Source organism: Pedobacter sp. NO84, assembly GCF_059703915.1.
Window position 1 is genome coordinate 2,428,662 of record NZ_AP046575.1, and the last position, 16,222, is coordinate 2,444,883.

13 protein-coding genes and 1 tRNA gene are annotated in these 16,222 nt (G+C 39.9%); 5 read left to right on the forward strand and 9 right to left on the reverse strand.

Annotated elements, in window-relative coordinates:
• Nucleotide 1: 1 nt before the first annotated feature.
• The 7 genes from AC6H0V_RS10495 to AC6H0V_RS10525 form a co-directional block, all read right to left on the reverse strand.
• A complete protein-coding gene (locus tag AC6H0V_RS10495) occupies nucleotides 2–1,390 on the reverse strand; it encodes an FAD-dependent oxidoreductase (protein WP_497560135.1) in 1,389 nt (462 codons plus the stop codon).
• Nucleotides 1,391–1,422: 32 nt separating this feature from the next.
• Nucleotides 1,423–2,676 (reverse strand): MFS transporter, encoded by a 1,254-nt coding sequence (locus AC6H0V_RS10500; protein ID WP_497560136.1) that lies wholly within the window; start codon nucleotides 2,674–2,676, stop codon nucleotides 1,423–1,425.
• 92 nt (nucleotides 2,677–2,768) lie between these two features.
• Nucleotides 2,769–4,454, reverse strand: coding sequence for a RagB/SusD family nutrient uptake outer membrane protein (locus tag AC6H0V_RS10505; protein ID WP_497560137.1), 1,686 nt, complete (start codon nucleotides 4,452–4,454; stop codon nucleotides 2,769–2,771).
• A gap of 11 nt (nucleotides 4,455–4,465) precedes the next feature.
• A complete protein-coding gene (locus AC6H0V_RS10510; RefSeq protein ID WP_497560138.1) occupies nucleotides 4,466–7,474 on the reverse strand; it encodes a SusC/RagA family TonB-linked outer membrane protein in 3,009 nt (1,002 codons plus the stop codon).
• A 21-nt stretch (nucleotides 7,475–7,495) separates the two neighbouring features.
• The gene (locus tag AC6H0V_RS10515; RefSeq protein WP_497560139.1) at nucleotides 7,496–8,338 is read right to left on the reverse strand and encodes an FKBP-type peptidyl-prolyl cis-trans isomerase; all 843 of its coding nucleotides are present in this window, start codon (nucleotides 8,336–8,338) and stop codon (nucleotides 7,496–7,498) included.
• A 51-nt stretch (nucleotides 8,339–8,389) separates the two neighbouring features.
• Nucleotides 8,390–9,649 carry a metallophosphoesterase gene (locus AC6H0V_RS10520; RefSeq protein WP_497560140.1) on the reverse strand — a complete coding sequence of 420 codons (1,260 nt, stop codon included), beginning with the start codon at nucleotides 9,647–9,649 and terminating at the stop codon, nucleotides 8,390–8,392.
• A 488-nt stretch (nucleotides 9,650–10,137) separates the two neighbouring features.
• On the reverse strand, nucleotides 10,138–10,584 hold the full coding sequence (locus tag AC6H0V_RS10525; RefSeq protein WP_497560141.1) for a DUF1572 family protein: 447 nt from the start codon (nucleotides 10,582–10,584) through the stop codon (nucleotides 10,138–10,140).
• A gap of 155 nt (nucleotides 10,585–10,739) precedes the next feature.
• Here AC6H0V_RS10525 and AC6H0V_RS10530 point away from each other — a divergent pair, with 155 nt between their 5' ends.
• Nucleotides 10,740–12,125: a PAS domain S-box protein gene (locus AC6H0V_RS10530; RefSeq protein WP_497560142.1), complete on the forward strand. Its 1,386-nt coding sequence runs from the start codon at nucleotides 10,740–10,742 to the stop codon at nucleotides 12,123–12,125.
• 54 nt (nucleotides 12,126–12,179) lie between these two features.
• Here the strand turns inward: AC6H0V_RS10530 and AC6H0V_RS10535 are convergent.
• Nucleotides 12,180–12,252: transfer RNA gene (locus AC6H0V_RS10535), tRNA-Phe, on the reverse strand.
• A 348-nt stretch (nucleotides 12,253–12,600) separates the two neighbouring features.
• On the opposite strand from AC6H0V_RS10535, the gene AC6H0V_RS10540 reads away from it, so the two are divergent.
• Genes AC6H0V_RS10540 through AC6H0V_RS10555 form a run of 4 tightly spaced genes read left to right on the forward strand, consistent with a single transcriptional unit; the run spans nucleotide 12,601 to nucleotide 15,733 of the window.
• Nucleotides 12,601–13,896 carry a 4Fe-4S dicluster domain-containing protein gene (locus tag AC6H0V_RS10540; RefSeq protein ID WP_497560143.1) on the forward strand — a complete coding sequence of 432 codons (1,296 nt, stop codon included), beginning with the start codon at nucleotides 12,601–12,603 and terminating at the stop codon, nucleotides 13,894–13,896.
• 47 nt (nucleotides 13,897–13,943) lie between these two features.
• On the forward strand, nucleotides 13,944–14,489 hold the full coding sequence (locus tag AC6H0V_RS10545; RefSeq protein WP_497560144.1) for a TPM domain-containing protein: 546 nt from the start codon (nucleotides 13,944–13,946) through the stop codon (nucleotides 14,487–14,489).
• A 56-nt stretch (nucleotides 14,490–14,545) separates the two neighbouring features.
• Nucleotides 14,546–15,334: a (Fe-S)-binding protein gene (locus AC6H0V_RS10550; protein WP_497560145.1), complete on the forward strand. Its 789-nt coding sequence runs from the start codon at nucleotides 14,546–14,548 to the stop codon at nucleotides 15,332–15,334.
• Nucleotides 15,335–15,361: 27 nt separating this feature from the next.
• Entirely contained in the window at nucleotides 15,362–15,733 is a 372-nt protein-coding gene (locus AC6H0V_RS10555; protein ID WP_497560146.1) for a hypothetical protein, read from the forward strand.
• On the opposite strand, the gene AC6H0V_RS10560 is transcribed toward AC6H0V_RS10555, so the two are convergent.
• The gene (locus tag AC6H0V_RS10560; protein WP_497560147.1) at nucleotides 15,702–16,184 is read right to left on the reverse strand and encodes a hypothetical protein; all 483 of its coding nucleotides are present in this window, start codon (nucleotides 16,182–16,184) and stop codon (nucleotides 15,702–15,704) included. The two genes, AC6H0V_RS10555 and AC6H0V_RS10560, sit on opposite strands and share 32 nt — an antisense overlap.
• Nucleotides 16,185–16,222 lie beyond the last annotated feature (38 nt).

A 16,222-nucleotide genomic window follows, 5' to 3' on the forward strand; every position in this document is an offset into this window, starting at 1 on the left:
TTTATGCTGTTTCCGTTAGTTGTACTGGATTAAGATAAGCTCCAGTGGCTCTCAATTCTTCTCTTAATTTTTCTACATCTATTGCAGAAGGAAAAATATTTTCGCGTACCGCCATTTTCGCAGCTCGTCCCGCTGCTTCTCCCATGGCCATACATGGTGCCATAACCCGAATAGCCGACATGGCTTCGTGGGTGGTAGAGATGCATCTTCCGGCTACGAGCAGATTTTCTATTTTTTGTGGAACGAGCGAGCGGTATGGGATATCGTAACAATCGCCACACCAGGTTAAGGTGCAGCCACCTCCCTCTGGATGATGAATATCAAGGGGATAGCTTGCAACGGCAATCGCATCATCAAACCTCTTGCAGCCCAAGATATCATCCGATGTTAATACATATTTGCCTACGATGCGTCTAGTTTCCCTGATCCCAATAAATGGAGCCATTTTTGTAAAATGAGCCTCTTCAAATCCGGGCACATAATCAATCAGGTACCGCTGGATATCAGTGATCTGTCGTCTTCCTTCTGTTTCGCCAAAGGTTAAGCTTGCGGGGTCGGTTCCATTAACGCCATTTACTCTCGTCATATTTATCCAAACTTCACCTTCCCTCAAACCGGTAATGATAATTGTTCTTTCTACGGGAAGGTCAAAGCCATTTTCGCGGGCTTTCTCCATCAAACTTCTCATACCTACCACGATAAATTGGTTATTCTGACCAAAATATTCTGCTGGAATAAAGTCGGTTAAATAGGTTCTTGGTTCTTGTGCAATGCTTAAGCGCAATTTTTCTGTATTTACATTTCCCATGCAAAACATCAGTGTTGGTGGCTGTACGCCGCCCAAATCATTTCCATATTCGCACTCTACACCCGCTCTAAATGCCACATCTCCATCTCCCGTACAATCTATTACGGTTTTTGCCAAGATCACTTCCCTTCCTGCCTTACTTTCGATGATTACACCTTTAATGGTATCTCCATCCATAATTACTCCCGCAAAAAACACGTATAACAACACGTTAACCCCAGCCGCATTCAACATTTCTAGTCCAACGGTTTTTACGGCCTCCTGTTCAACCAATGTTAAGCTCATGTGTAAAGGGCAGGGCCGATGTTCGCTTGCCGCGTTACGTTCCTTAAGCTTATCCATAAATTTTTGAGGCAAACCTTTAATGATCTGATTGCCTTTTTGACCTAAAAAACCTAAAATTGGCAAGCCTATAGTAAGGTTGCCACCTACAAAACTTCTGCTATCTATTAGCGTAACATTTAGTCCATCCTCTGCCGCCGCCTGGGCAGCTATTATCCCAGAGGGGCCTCCCCCTACCACTAGTACATCTACACTGGCTCTTATTGGAAGCTCTTTTGCGGGTTCTGTTATTGTTTGCATCTTAAACTATATTATTGAATTGTTATATTGTTTTATTGTTGAATTGTTGGAATTAGGGCGGGCTTTTCGGGCCTGATCATTGTCCATAAAATAAGAACGCCAATTGGGTGCAAAAATGCCATTACGATAAATATTTTTTCGGCACCCACCGTACCCATCATTTGTCCAACAAAATAGTTAAAAATCACGGCTCCCAACGCACCACATCCGCCAGCAATACCTAAAACACTAGCTACGTTTTTACTCGGGAACGATTCGGCAACTACAACGCTAATGGTAAACAGCCAGCTTAGACAGGCGATAGCAACAAGACTGAATATAGCAATAGTTGAAAATGCCGAGGGCAAGTAGGGCGTTAATACACATAATGGCGAAAGGCAAGCAATAGCACTGAGCATTATTTTCCTGGCATTTAAGGGCTTACGTCCTTTGCGCACCAAATAATCAGACCATGCGGCTGTGGCGATAGCACCCAGATCGGCCACAAGAAACGGAATCCATCCATATTTACCCACCTCAATCTTAGAAAGTCCAGACGATTCTCTTAAGTACCCCGGCAGCCACATCAAGCAGAAATACCAAACAGGATCTGTTACAAACCTGATCAATAATATGCCATATAAACTTTTCGTTGCCCATAATTGGCTCCACATAAATCCCGGCTTTTCTATTGCATTATCATTTTCAGTAGCTTCTTGAAGGATATGTGCGGGGGGATCGCGGTAAACCAAAATCCATAGCGAGGCAATTACCAAACCCATTGTTCCCGCAACCACAAACACCATTTGCCATCCAAAACTTAACTCTAGCCAAGTAACCAATGGCACCGAAATAATGGCCCCTATTGAACTTCCGGCTACGCATAAACTATTTGCAGTGGCCCTTAATTTACCAGGAAACCATATGGTAACCACCCGCAATTGCGCAGGAAAGTTGGTAGGTTCAGCAGCGCCAAGCATCCCCCTAAAAAATGAGAATTGCCCTAAAGTACGAGCAAAACCGCCGCCCAAGCTAGCGAGAGACCAGCCAACGATGCCAAAAAACATTACTTTTTTTGCGCCGTACTTGTCTACCAGCCAACCCGATACCGGATACATAATGGCATAACAAAAAGTAAAAATATTGATGATGTATGCATAACCACGATCATCTATTTTATAAACGTCTTTTAGTGTGGGCTTTAAGATCGAAACAATCTGCCTATCAAAGTAATTAAAAACAATAGCTAAAAAAATTATCGCTATAATAAACCAACGGCGAGATTCGGGCTTGAGGGGTGATGACATGTTAGTTAGTGGTTGTATAATAATCAATAATGCACAATTGCTCAGAAATAAAAAAATAAAGCGAAGTTATTTCTCCGCTTTATTTGCATCGATTACCAACCTGGGTTTTGAACTAAATTTTTATTTGTTAATACTTCGATATTCGGCAGTGGCCATAAGTAGTCTTTGGCAGGATTAAAGTTTCTGGTTTCAATTAACCTCATTTGGCTTCTATTAGTAACGTTTGTGTAATCAGCTGTTCCATTAGCATCAATTACTGGCGCATTTGAAAGGAATGCAGTTTTTATTCTTCCCAAAAAAGGCCCTTTCATCACTTGTTCGGCAATTTTCCAGCGACGGATATCAAACAGTCGAAGGCCTTCTACAGCTAGTTCACATTTGCGCTCCCTACGAACGATAGAACGAAGTTCGGCCTGGGTTTTGCCCGTGGTTATCGGCGGCATTCCAACACCTGGACGTTGTCTTACTTCGTTAATGGCATCATAAACCGATTGATCTATCTGGTTAGCCTCAATTTTTGCCTCAGCATAAATTAGAAGTACTTCTGCGTAGCGAAGTAGGATGATGTTAATATCAGAGTGTGTATCATCTGCTTTATCTCTAATGTCGGTATATTTTCTCCATAAATAACCCGTAAATGTAGCAAAGGCATTCGTAGCATCGGTATTATTAATTCGTGTAGCTGGGGTAACAGCGTAGTTCCATACCTTCAAACTATCGGGATGTGTTTCGAACTGTACATCAAAGTAAACTGAGCTTGGTAAAACAATAGAGTAGCCTAGTCGTGGGTCACGATTTAAAAAAGGTTTTGCCGGATTAAAAAGTGGCGATTTATCGATTGTCTTTCCATCAGTACATTCATACGAATCGACCATGCTTTGAGGTGGAACCTCATTAGAAACACCACCTCCTAGGCGCGATCCGTAATAATTAGGAATATTTTGAGTAATCACTCCTTTTAAGAATTGGAGCGAAAGAATAATTTCTGGAGAAGCTTGTCCATCGTAGTTGAACAATTTCGGGAAACTGGTATCCAATTTATATTGCTTTAAATCCATAACTGCCTTTGCCGCAGCGGCAGCTTCATTAAATTTACCATTGTAAAGGGCTGTTCTCGCCTTTATTGCTAATGCAGCACTTTTGGTGGCGCGGCCATGTTGAGCATCTAGACTTCCGTAACTGTTGGGAAGGTCTTTTGCGGCCTCATCCATCTCTGAGATAACAAAGTCGGTAACCTGTTCTTTTGTGCTTTTGGCAACTTGAAGCTCTTCCAATTTTAATACTTTAGTAACCAATGGAACTCCACCGAACATCTCAGCAAGGTAATGATAGTTTAATGCCCTAATAAAACGCGCTTCAGCTTTAGTTTGCGCATACACGGTAGCGCTTATTTTGCTTTTGAGGTCATCTATGTGGTCTAGCAGAAAATTACATCGGCCAATGCCCTCATAAAAACCTGTAAAGAGTTGAGTGATGGCTTTGGTTTGGCTAGTTAGGCTTCCATTGCCCATTGTCTGAACATCAGAACTACTTCTGTTCCAACCGATATCACTTGTCATATCCAGAATTGAGATCCAGGTACGTGGTTCACCATTAATATTGAAGTTAATCGATTTATAACATCCAGCTAATCCCAGTTTCAATTCATCTTCATTACTATAAAACGAAGACGATGATGGGCCGTTTAAAGGGACCTTATCCAAATAATCTTTTTGACAAGACGAGGCACACAGTATTACACCAACTGTTAGTACCAAATATTTTAGTTTATTTAACATGATTGCTCTTTTTAGAATTTAACATTAAGACCTAAACTATAGACTTTAACCAGTGGATAATCGTGCCCTGTTCCAACTGGGGTTTCTACATCATGGCCATCCCAAAAATTGTCGGCCGAAAATAAGTTTCTTCCGCTTATATAAATTTTGGCATTTGTAACGCCTACTTTTTGTGTAATCTTGGCAGGAATATTATACCCTATCTGTAAATTTTTTAGACGAAGATATGAAGCGTCTTTTAGCCAAAAACTAGAGTTCGCTTCATTATTTACCTCATTAAACGCAAGTCGTGGGAAAGTTGCATTAGGATTTTGAGGTGTCCAGCGATCTTTATGTTGTTCTTGAACTGTTCCGCCATGGAAAAACGGCATAATGGTTTCTTCGTATAAAAATCCGTCGGCCTTGCCTACTCCCTGAACAAATAAATTGAGATCAAATCCTTTATATGAAGCGTTAAAATTAGCGCCGAACGTATATCTTGGAATGGTACTGCCAATGATTACATTATCTGCTGCATCTATTTTATTATCGCCATTTTGATCTTTATATTTGATATCACCAGCTTTTACGTTACCAAATTGAGTAGCATGCTGGGCAACTTCGGCATCCGATTGGAACAATCCTTCAGATTGATACCCATAAATAGAATTCATGGCATAACCTTCTCTGTTAACTGTAACTCCGGTTAGGGCAACTCCGCGAAGATCAACCACTTTGTTCCTCACATCAGAAAGGTTAAAGCCGATATCGTATTTGAACTCATTAATTTTTCCGTGATAGGTGGCCGCAATCTCCCATCCTTTATTGGTAACCACTCCTGCATTTTGAAATGGTGCATTTAATCCACCGATAATCGGCACATCCAAGGTCAATAAGATATCGCTAGTTTTTCTCATAAAATAGGCAGCATCAATTGATAAATTATTAAATAATCTCATTTCAAAGCCAAGGTTAGTCTCTTCGGTAGTTTCCCACGAAATGTCTGTATTGGCCATCGTATTAAGTGCGGCTAGATCTACGATCTGTTTGTTGAAAGTATAACTTCCAAATGAGAGCTGTGAAGTAAAAGGATACGTTCCAATGTTCTGATTACCCAATCTACCCCATGATCCTTTCAATTTCAGTTCGTTTATTACTTTTTTTGCAGATTGCATAAAAGGTTCTTCTGATATTCTCCATCCAGCAGAAAAAGAAGGAAAAAATCCATACTTATTACCAGAAGCAAATCGCGATGAACCATCATAGCGGCCGTTTACTTCAAGGAGATATTTACTTTTGAAATCGTAATTGATCCTACCAAAAAATGATTGTAATGCCCATTCGGAGCCACCACCGGAACTTTGCTGATTTTCTGCAGAACCGGTATTAAGCACAGGGTAATCTGGAAGAATAAAACCATCACGGAATGCAGAAACGTTTTTAGTGCTAAAATTTTCTCTAGAAACGCCCAGTAATGCACCAAATGTATTGTTTCCAAGTTTTTTATTAAATGTAAGGGTACCAAAAAAAGTATTATAAAAAGAGCGTGTGTTTGCTTCTGTGAGGGAGGTTTTAGCGGGTTGAGTATACGCTTTAGTTCCATCATAATAATAGGTTGAGATGGCCTGCACAAAATTATGATCTAAAGACTGTGCATATTTAGGGGCAACGGTAACCTTTGCTTCAAGCCAATCGAAAGGCTTATACGTAAACGATGCATTTAGGAAAATCTCTGGATGATTATTTCTAAGGATACCCCCACCATCGCCGCTGTAGGCAACTGGATTATTTCCGTTCCACCCAACACCCCAATTCCCATTAGCATATAGAAATGCTTCATTTGAAGGGATACGGTTCATTTGATAAAAAACTGCTTCGTTGCCTCTACCAGGTTCATTTGTCAGTTTGTTATCCACTTGTAAGTCCATTCTCATCGAAAATTTCTCTGAAAAGGCAATATCTGCATTTGTGCGAAGGGTAATCCGTTGAAAGTTTGAATTTTGGATAATCCCCTTCTGATCAACAATTCCGGCCGAAGTAAGAAACTTAATTTTTTCTCCACCACCATTAAGGCTTAAAAAATGGCTCTGCATAAATCCCGAACCAACCAGTACTTCTTTTTGCCAATCTGTATTGGGATAAAGGTCTGGATTAGTAGCCATTCCGGCGGCATATTGTGCAAGTAGCGCATCGCTATAAAGCTGGGCCTTTCCAGTATTTACATAAGCCTCGTTTGTTAAAGTCATATGGTCAAGCGCATCCACCTTATCAGGAAGATTGGTTGGAGTTTGCCAACCCGTGTATCCACTGTAATTAACAGAAAGCTGACCTGCCTTTGCGCGTTTAGTAGTTATTAAAATTACTCCATTTGCTGCCCTCGAGCCATAAATTGAGGAAGATGCGGCGTCTTTAAGAATCGATACATTTTCGATCAAGTTGGGGTCAATATTATCAATATCCCCTTCAACACCATCGATTAAAATCAAAGGCCCAGCATTCCCTAAAGTTCCAATCCCGCGGATGCGTATGGTTCCCGTACTTCCCGGTGAACCCGATGATTGTGTTATCGTAACACCAGGAGCTAGTCCCTGTAATGCAGTGGACGTGTTGGCTGCTGTTTTGTTTGAAATATCCTCTGCCGAAACAACTGAAACCGAACCTGTAAGGTTTACTTTTTTCTGCGTACCATAACCTACGATTACAATTTCACTGAGTTTTTGATCATCTGAAATGAGGTTTACATTGATCGCGGATTTCCCATTTAGGGCAATTTCGGTTGATTTGTAACCTATATAGGTGAAAACAAGCGTTTCATTTGTGCTAGAAACGTTTATCGAAAACCTTCCATCCCCATTGGTAACAGTAGAAACTGTGCCGGATTTGGTTTTAACGCCTACACCAGGTAACACTACTCCTTTTTCATCTTTAACCACGCCCGTTACCACAGTTTGCTGAGCATAGCTGATGTTAGTGATAAGCAACATGAGACCCAAAAGATAGTGCCATTTGCCCTTAAAAAATTTTAGTAAAAAAATGTTCATAATTGATTTTTGGTTTTTGATTTATTTATTGAGTATAGTGAGATCGCAAATAAGTGGCGTATAAGGTTGCATTTTATAGTTATCTCCTGTAGAGCCGTAAGCTAGGTTGGATGGAAAAATCACTTTGCTCCGCACACCTTTTGGAATAAGGGTTAAGGCTTCTCTTAATCCTGGAAATCGTGCCTGTTCTGGCTTTATTTTCTCGTATTTTGTCGAAAATTCCTGTCCGTCTAGGGATGTGATGGTGTAACTCACATAAATTTCTTTTCCTGTATTATTTACAGTTTTTAGATAAGCCGGATAGAGCAATCCCGTTGATGTGGCTTTGTAGTCGAGCTTGTTGGCCGCTAAATATTTTTTGATCTTGCTTGGCTCAGCTATTTGTTGTTTATTGAGTTCTTGTTGCTTAAAGTCGTCAATTCGCGATATAAATGTAGGATCTGTTTTTCCTTCTTGGTTAATAACTTTATGAATTCTGAGTGTATATATGAGGTATTTAGACGTATCCTTAGCAAGAATGGGCGATTTATTGATCCGTTTAATCGAATCCATATTTACTTTCACCACAGCACTATCGCCTTCGCTTAAAAATGGGAATGCATCTTGCAGATCGCCTATAAATTTGGGCACTATACCATAAATTTCTAGCGGCCTTTGATCAAAGGTTCCGGTTGCAGATAATACTTTGCCATCCTCGGTAGACTCGGTATAGCTTAAAAATACCGCCGATACTTTTCCAATAGCCGGGGTATTCTTATCTTCTATTATTTTATACTGTAAATCACCTTTGCCCTTTTTATATTCAGAGCACGCCGTTAACATCAGCGTAGAAATTGCCAACAAATAAGTAACCGTTTTTTTCATATCAATTAATTTAAGGCCATTCCGAATGCTATCGAAATGGCCTTTTAATTATTAGTTGTACATACTTACTGTAAACTTGCTGTCTTTATCAACTTCCTCTGGTCCATTAGCTCCTGGTAATGGCTGTATAGTTCGCACCTCTATTGTACCAGCGGTTTTATTAAACTTTAGGATGCGCATATAGCCATTACCCCCATGATATCTCCCCTGATAATCAGACAACATGGTTTTAACAATATGTCCTGCATTATTATCAACACGATATCCCTCTCCAGTAACGTGGCCAGCAAGCATCAAGAATACATTTGGCTTATCGAATGCAATTCTATTATAAATCTTTTTTCCCTGTTCGGTAAATTCACCGTACGAATTTTCTGTAGCCTCATTTAAGTGTGTAGTATGGGTTAGATTATGTGTAGCATCGGTAGTTTTATGTGGCTTTAGAATACTATGGCTAACGATAATCACTTTATGATCGGCATGGGCATCGATCATGGTTCGGGCCCAAGCGGTTACGTTGTCTTCTATGGTAGAGCTATAAGGCGAGATAGTGCTAGAATGAGGACAATCTGGTGGGTAATCACTATCAGTTAAGCTATTTGGCTCATTATATTCGATATACAGCACCATGTATTTTTGGCCAAAAACAGTAAATGTGTCATAGTGGTTATCATTATTGTTTGAACTGCCATAAGGGGCACCATACCAAGGTTTTTTCGGTATTGGGGTGCTGTAATAAGGAGCTGTTCCCATGAAGCGATCTTTCCCGAAACGAGTACCGTAGCCATTATTGGTTGCACCCGACCCTGGATCACCATTACACCATTGGTCATGGTTACCAACGGCCAAACCATATGGCAGATTTGCATTATGCATCCTAGTTATTTGGTTATTTGCGTTTACCCATTCGTAATCATGCCCAGGTCGATCGCCACTGTCGGTGATATCACCAAGGTGAGCAACATACTGTATGTTTAGAGATGCTCTATTATCCATAATCCAATCAATCTGATTAGTAAACATCTGCATCGTACCAGCGTGCGTTCCTCCTGGATCGGTATAATATTGAGTATCTGGAATAACTGCTATATAAAAGGTTTCATCTGTAGCAAGTCCATTAGTGGAACCCACTTTTGCCGCATCTTCTGCTCCGGCAATTTTATCAGAAGATCCATTTATTGCATTTTCGACGCCCTTTTCACAGCCGAACAAGATTAACATTAGAATAGCGAGGGATAAGCCCTGAACAGAAAAAAAGGATGGGGTTTTTGGCCAAGAGAAATTTTGGCCCGTTCTTTTAAAAGTTTTCATTTAAAATAGGTTTAATTATAATTATTTATATGGTTAGACTTCTTCCTATTGGCAAGACGATCTATACTTGCCCCAATGCTCCTATAAATCCTATCATCGCCTTGAGCACCATCCTTAACACTAAATTAATTTGTTACGATTATGAAAGTAAAAGAAATAAATAATAACAATATAACTCTATATCAAAACTAAATAAAATCTTTTGAAATACAAATTAAAATTAAAATAAAACAAATAAAACCCCTAATATTTTATAAAAAGCCTTTCAGCGCGTATTTGGAGCCACAAATCTACAGTATTAGTTGTATTTGTATATAAATTCAATATTAATTTAAAGTAATTAAATTAAACATTTTGAAAGTTAAGGTTAAATTTAGGGATACTAAAGCTGGTTAGCTTTCCAATTGAAGCATTGGGCAGAGGGCAGAGAGCGACAGAGATCTCTTACGACTAGGCAAAAAATAAGCATTATACGTGGTAGATAGGTTTTAATTATCCAATAATCTTCGATGGTAATTTATTTGCCCAAGGTGATAATTTAGGTGGGTGAGCAAGTGAATTAATGTATATAACATTTGGCTGGGTTTATCCCAGATCGAAATGGGAAAATTTTCGTTCAATTTATTTTCATCAAGATTGGTTAAGCCCGTATCAACTACAATTATTAACTGCTCTATTTTTTGGATCAGTTCTAATTTTGGAACATTAGATAGGGAAAATTCAAGATCGCGACGTCTTATATAATCGGTTTTAACTAGCCCTACCCCAATATACGCATTCAGATTACCTATTAAGTGCAGGCATAAATTACCAGCCGAGTTAAGAATATCCTTTTCAATCTTCCACATATTCGTTTCATCCCGGTACAATTCTATCTCCGCATTTAGCTTTAGCAAATCTCTATTAAAGAGCGACCTTAAAATATCTACTGTCATAATGTGCGGTATGAATTACTAATTATGAATATTACGGAAACCAAGTAAGCCCCTGTCAAAAAATGACGCTTGGTGCACCCTTACAAACTTACAGGATACCAAATAAAAAACCTAAATTGCCTTACATTCCTAATTACCCATTTTATCCTACCCTTATGGAGGTCGCTCTCGCTGCATCGGCTTTGATTGTCATCATTGGTTTGGTGCTTTATTTCCAGCTAAGAAAACAGTGGCAAAACCTAAAAGATAGCTCGGAGGATTACAAGCATCTATTCGATGGCATACCCACGCCGATGTATATCTATGATGATCGGACTTTTCGTTTCCTAGCGGTAAATGATGCCGCCCTTGAGCAATATGGATATACCAAGGATGAGTTCCTTAAAATGAAGCTTACCGATATTCGCCCCCCAGAAGAAGTCCCTACCCTGATCAAATTCCATGAAACTCTCCCAGAGGGGCACATTAATGCGGGCCGCTGGCTACATGTCAATAAGACAGGACAGCGGTTCTATGTTAGTGTGTATACCCATTATACCGTTTTTGAAGGCAACGGAGCCCGTCAGGTGCTAATTGTTAATATCGACGAAAAGATGCGTGCCGAGCAGATCGTGACTGAAAAATCCGCCGAGCTAGAGAATATCCTCGATAGCATCACAGACGGTTTTTACGCGCTGAACAGCGATTGGGAAGTCACCTTCATCAATAAAGCGGCGGAAAAGGCGCTGTCCTGCTCAAGGGAGGAAATCATGGGCAAAAACCTGTGGGACTTTTTTCCTGGCTCTCGGGAAGGCCGTTTCTATTCCGAATATGAGCGGGCTATGACTGATAAGGTGAGTGTGCATTTTGAAGAACTCTATGCACCCCTGGGCGTCTGGGGATCGATGAACGTCTATCCGACCAAGAATGGTATCGCAGTCTATTTCGTGGATATCACCGAACAGAAAAAGATCCAGGAAAAGATCTACAATGATGGCCAGAATCTTCGAGCGATCATCAATAATACCCGCGACTTGATATGGTCGGTAGACAGGCAATCCCACATCATCACCGGAAACCAGGCTTTCTGGGACCGCTTAAAAGAACTAACGGGGAAAAATGAAGAGGAGGTGACCCAAGCTGATTTTGTGCAGGAAAGGCTCAAAGTTTTTTTCGAAAGCTACGAGCGAGGCTTTCTAGGAGAAGCCTTCAGTATCGTCAGACAGCGGGAATTCGACGGCAGGCAGGTTTACGAGGAATTGAGCTTTAACCCCATCCGTGACCTACATGACCAGGTCATTGGTGTCAATTGCTTTCTGCGTGACATCACCAATTCGCAAGAGTACCTACATAAAATAGAAAACCAGAACAAGCGCCTGCGAGAGATCGCATGGATCCAATCTCACCGCGTCCGCGCACAGGTAGCCAATATCTTGGGGCTTGTCCAACTTTGCGACCCAAATGATTCTCCCAATGCCGAACTCATTCCCATGATTAAAAAAGCGGCCGAAGATCTGGATCAGGTAATCAGGGAAATTACCGTATTGACCGACGGCCTCTGATTAGTGTAATGAAATAACAAAGCCCCAACTATTAACTAGTTAGGGCTTTTAAAGTGGTATGGGCCGGGATCGAACCGGCGACACATGGATTTTCAGTCCATTGCTCTACCGACTGAGCTACCGTACCTACTTCCAGTTTGGGATTGGCCCAAAGGGCTCCCCGTTTCGGAGGGACAAATGTAGTGTCTTTTTTTGAAAGCTGCTAAAATTTTTTAATATTTCTTTTAGGTTATTGAAACACAATGGCACTTTAACTCTAAATCAGCGAATTACACGGAGAAGAAAATATAAAATAGTAGTCTAAATGTCCAGAGACCAAAAGTCCATTGATACTATGAGTTCTCTAACGCCATCCGTTCATCGCTATGCGCCCAACTATTCATATCGATTCTAAATTTTAAACTTTATGCATGCATAGTAATATTTTTTAAAATTAAATCTTTTAACTTAGTCAAACCATTACATCAAACAAATTATGGCATCACAGCTTATCTTCGGCATCATTACGCTTGCAGCAATTGCGCTTTTTAGCTTTAATGTGCGCAAAGTAATTCGCAATATTAAAATTGGCAGGCCGGCAAAACGTAATGATCAGCCCACAAAGCGATGGTTAACGATGTTTAAAGTAGCTTTCGGTCAAACGAAAATGGCCAAAAGACCAATTCCATTTTTACTTCATTTGGTAGTTTACTTAGGGTTTGTAATCATTAACCTTGAAGTACTGGAGATCATGATCGACGGCATTTTTGGTAGCCACAGGGTATTTGCCGGATTAGGTGGTTTATACAACTTCCTGATCGGTTCTTTCGAGCTTTTAGCCATCGGTGTGTGGTTGGCATGTGCGGTTTTTCTCATCAGAAGAAATATTTTAAAGCTCAAGCGTTTTACGGGCATCGAAATGAAATCATGGCCGAGGTCTGATGCAAATTACATATTGATTACGGAGATCTTATTAATGACCGCCTTTTTGCTAATGAATGCCGCAGATGCAAAATTACAGGCATTAGGAGAAGGGCATTATATTAGTGCAGGTGCATTTCCCGTAAGTGCTTACCTCCAAAATCTATTGCCGAGCGCCGCTGGTAGTCTTATTATCATTGAAAGAGTATGTTGGTGGTTCCATATTATCGGTATTCTTGCTTTTTTAAACTACCTACCTTACTCCAAACACTTCCATATCTTATTCGCATTTCCCAACACCTATTTCTCTAATCTAGAGCCAAAAGGCGAGTTTAACAATATGGGAAGCGTTACCAATGAAGTAAAAGCAATGCTCGATCCCTCATTTGTTCCGGCAGAAACGGCACCAGGCAAGTTTGGTGCTAAAGATGTGAACGATCTGAGTTGGATCAATTTAATGAATGCCTACACTTGTACAGAATGTGGAAGGTGTACATCCGTGTGTCCGGCCAACTTAACAGGAAAATTATTATCGCCCCGCAAAATAATGATGGATACCCGGGACAGAATGGAAGAGGTGGGGAAAAATAGGGATAAACATGGGACCGATTACCAAGACGGAAAAGCTTTATTAGACGATTATATTACCAGAGAAGAAATATGGGCCTGTACAAGTTGTAATGCCTGTACCGAAGCTTGCCCAATTAATATTGATCCTTTAGCCATCATTGTTGACTTGAGAAGATTTGCAGTGATGGAAGAATCAAATGCGCCATCAAGTATCAACACGATGTTGGGCAACGTAGAAAATAACGGGGCACCTTGGAAATATTCGCCAGCAGATAGATTGAACTGGGCGGAAGGCAGTTAGCGGTTTTCAGTTGGGAGTTGGGAGTTAAATCAACTACAGCATATTTAATGATGAAAATAAAAATTAGTTTATTAATTACCTTTTTAACAGGATTGTTTTTCCTCGGTGCATGCAGTGAAGGTAAAAGCAGTAATAGAGACAAAATAAATGGTGTTGATACAGTTAGTATCAAAAAACCTCTTGGGTGGATTAATGATTATGAGAAAGTTTTTAATGTTGCCGAAACAAAAGCGCTAGACAGCTTAGTTAACCAATTTGAAAAAGAAACTACTATAGAGTTTTGCATACTTACGGTTGACACCTCCATGGTAAGTAAAGAAAAATTAGAAGATTATGTGTTAGCCACTGCGAATAAATGGGGTGTTGGCAAAAAAGAAAAAAATAATGGCGTAATAATTGGATTCTCACGTGGATACCGTAAAATTAGAATCGCTAATGGATATGGAATTGAAAAGATAGTATCAGATAAAGAAACTAAAGCGATCATTGAAAAATATTTTATTCCAAATTTTAAAAATGAGGAATATTATAAAGGAACATTTGAAGGTACATCGGCAATGATGGACTTACTACGAACAAAAATTAAGAAATAACAGAATGCACTATGCTGTTCGCGAAACGCTAAGCGCTTAACGCAATACGAAAAGAAATGGAATTCAAAGTACCAACAATGGCCCAATTAATGGCTATGGGCGAAGAGCCTGAAATATTATTCTGGGTGGGCTGTGCAGGAAGTTATGATGAAAGAGCACAGAAAATAACCCGTGATATTTGCAAGATCCTACATCATGTAGGGATCAAATACGCTGTTTTGGGCACCGAAGAAAGTTGCACCGGCGATCCCGCTAAAAGAGCTGGCAATGAATTTCTTTTCCAAATGCAGGCCATGGCCAATATCGAAGTGCTAAATGGTTATAATGTAAAAAAAATTGTAACTGGTTGCCCACATTGTTTTAATACCATTAGAAACGAGTATCCTGGTTTGGGCGGCAGCTATGAAGTTATCCATCATACCCAATTAATCCAGGACCTTATTAACGAAGGTAAATTAAAAGCCGAAGGAGGTGAAAGTTTCAAAGGCAAAAAAATTACTTTTCACGATCCATGTTATCTCGGCAGAGGAAATAATGTTTATGAAGCCCCACGCAAAGCCTTAGAGGTTTTAGATGCACAACTAGTAGAAATGAAACGCTGCAAAAGCAATGGCCTCTGTTGTGGTGCAGGCGGTGCCCAAATGTTTAAAGAACCTGAACCTGGATTTAAAGACATCAACATCGAAAGGATTGAGGAGGCCTTAGCTACCCAGCCACAGGTAATAGCTGCTGGTTGTCCGTTCTGCATGACCATGTTAAGTGATGGGGTAAAATTAAAAGATATGGACCAAGAAGTTAAGGTGTTGGATATCGCAGAGATTACGGCGAGAGCGAATGGTTTGTGATGTAAAATGTAAAATGGACAATGGAAGATGGAGCACACCCATTTTCATCTTACCTCTTACATCCTATCTTACTTATTAATGAAAGATGTAACCCAGCCCATCTTCCATCTTACCTCTTACATCCTACCTTACTTATTAATGAAAGATGTAACCCAGCCCATCTTCCATCTTACCTCTTCCATCCTACCTTACTTATTAATGAAAGTTGTAACCCAGCCCATCTTCCATCTTACCTCTTACATCCTACCTTACTTATTAATGAAAGATGTAACCCAGCCCAGCTTCCATCTTACCTCTTACATCCTACCTTACTTATTAATGAAAGATGTAACCCAGCCCATCTTCCATCTTACCTCTTACATCTTCCCTACTTATTCGCCGCCTGTAGTGCTTCGTTAACTTTCTTTAAATGTAAGGCCAGTTGATTCAGTTGCACTTCATCAATATTTTTTAAGGGAATAACAACAAATGTTCCAGTCGAATCGATTTCGCCATTTCTATCATTACGGGTTTGAACCACTACATCGTCATTTTGCGTACGCAGATAAAGTTCGCCTTTGATTGAATTTCCGTAATAATCCATGCTTTTAAAACGCGACAGATTAAAAGCAAAGTATTCTTCTTTTCCGTTTGTAAAAATTTTACGATATCTACAAAACCCAGTGTTAGTAACATTGATTTCATAACGCTTAATTTCCTTACCTTGAACGTCGTTATCATAGTATTTGGTTAGTATACTTTGTATATAAACGGTTTGCTCCTCTCGTAAATCGAAACCGGAAAAAAGCAGAAAAGATAGGCAGGCAGAAATGAAAACGAACTTTTTTAAGTTCAATGTAAACTTTTTCATTAGTGATAAGTTTTAGCTCCAGTAAATTAAATAAAAGT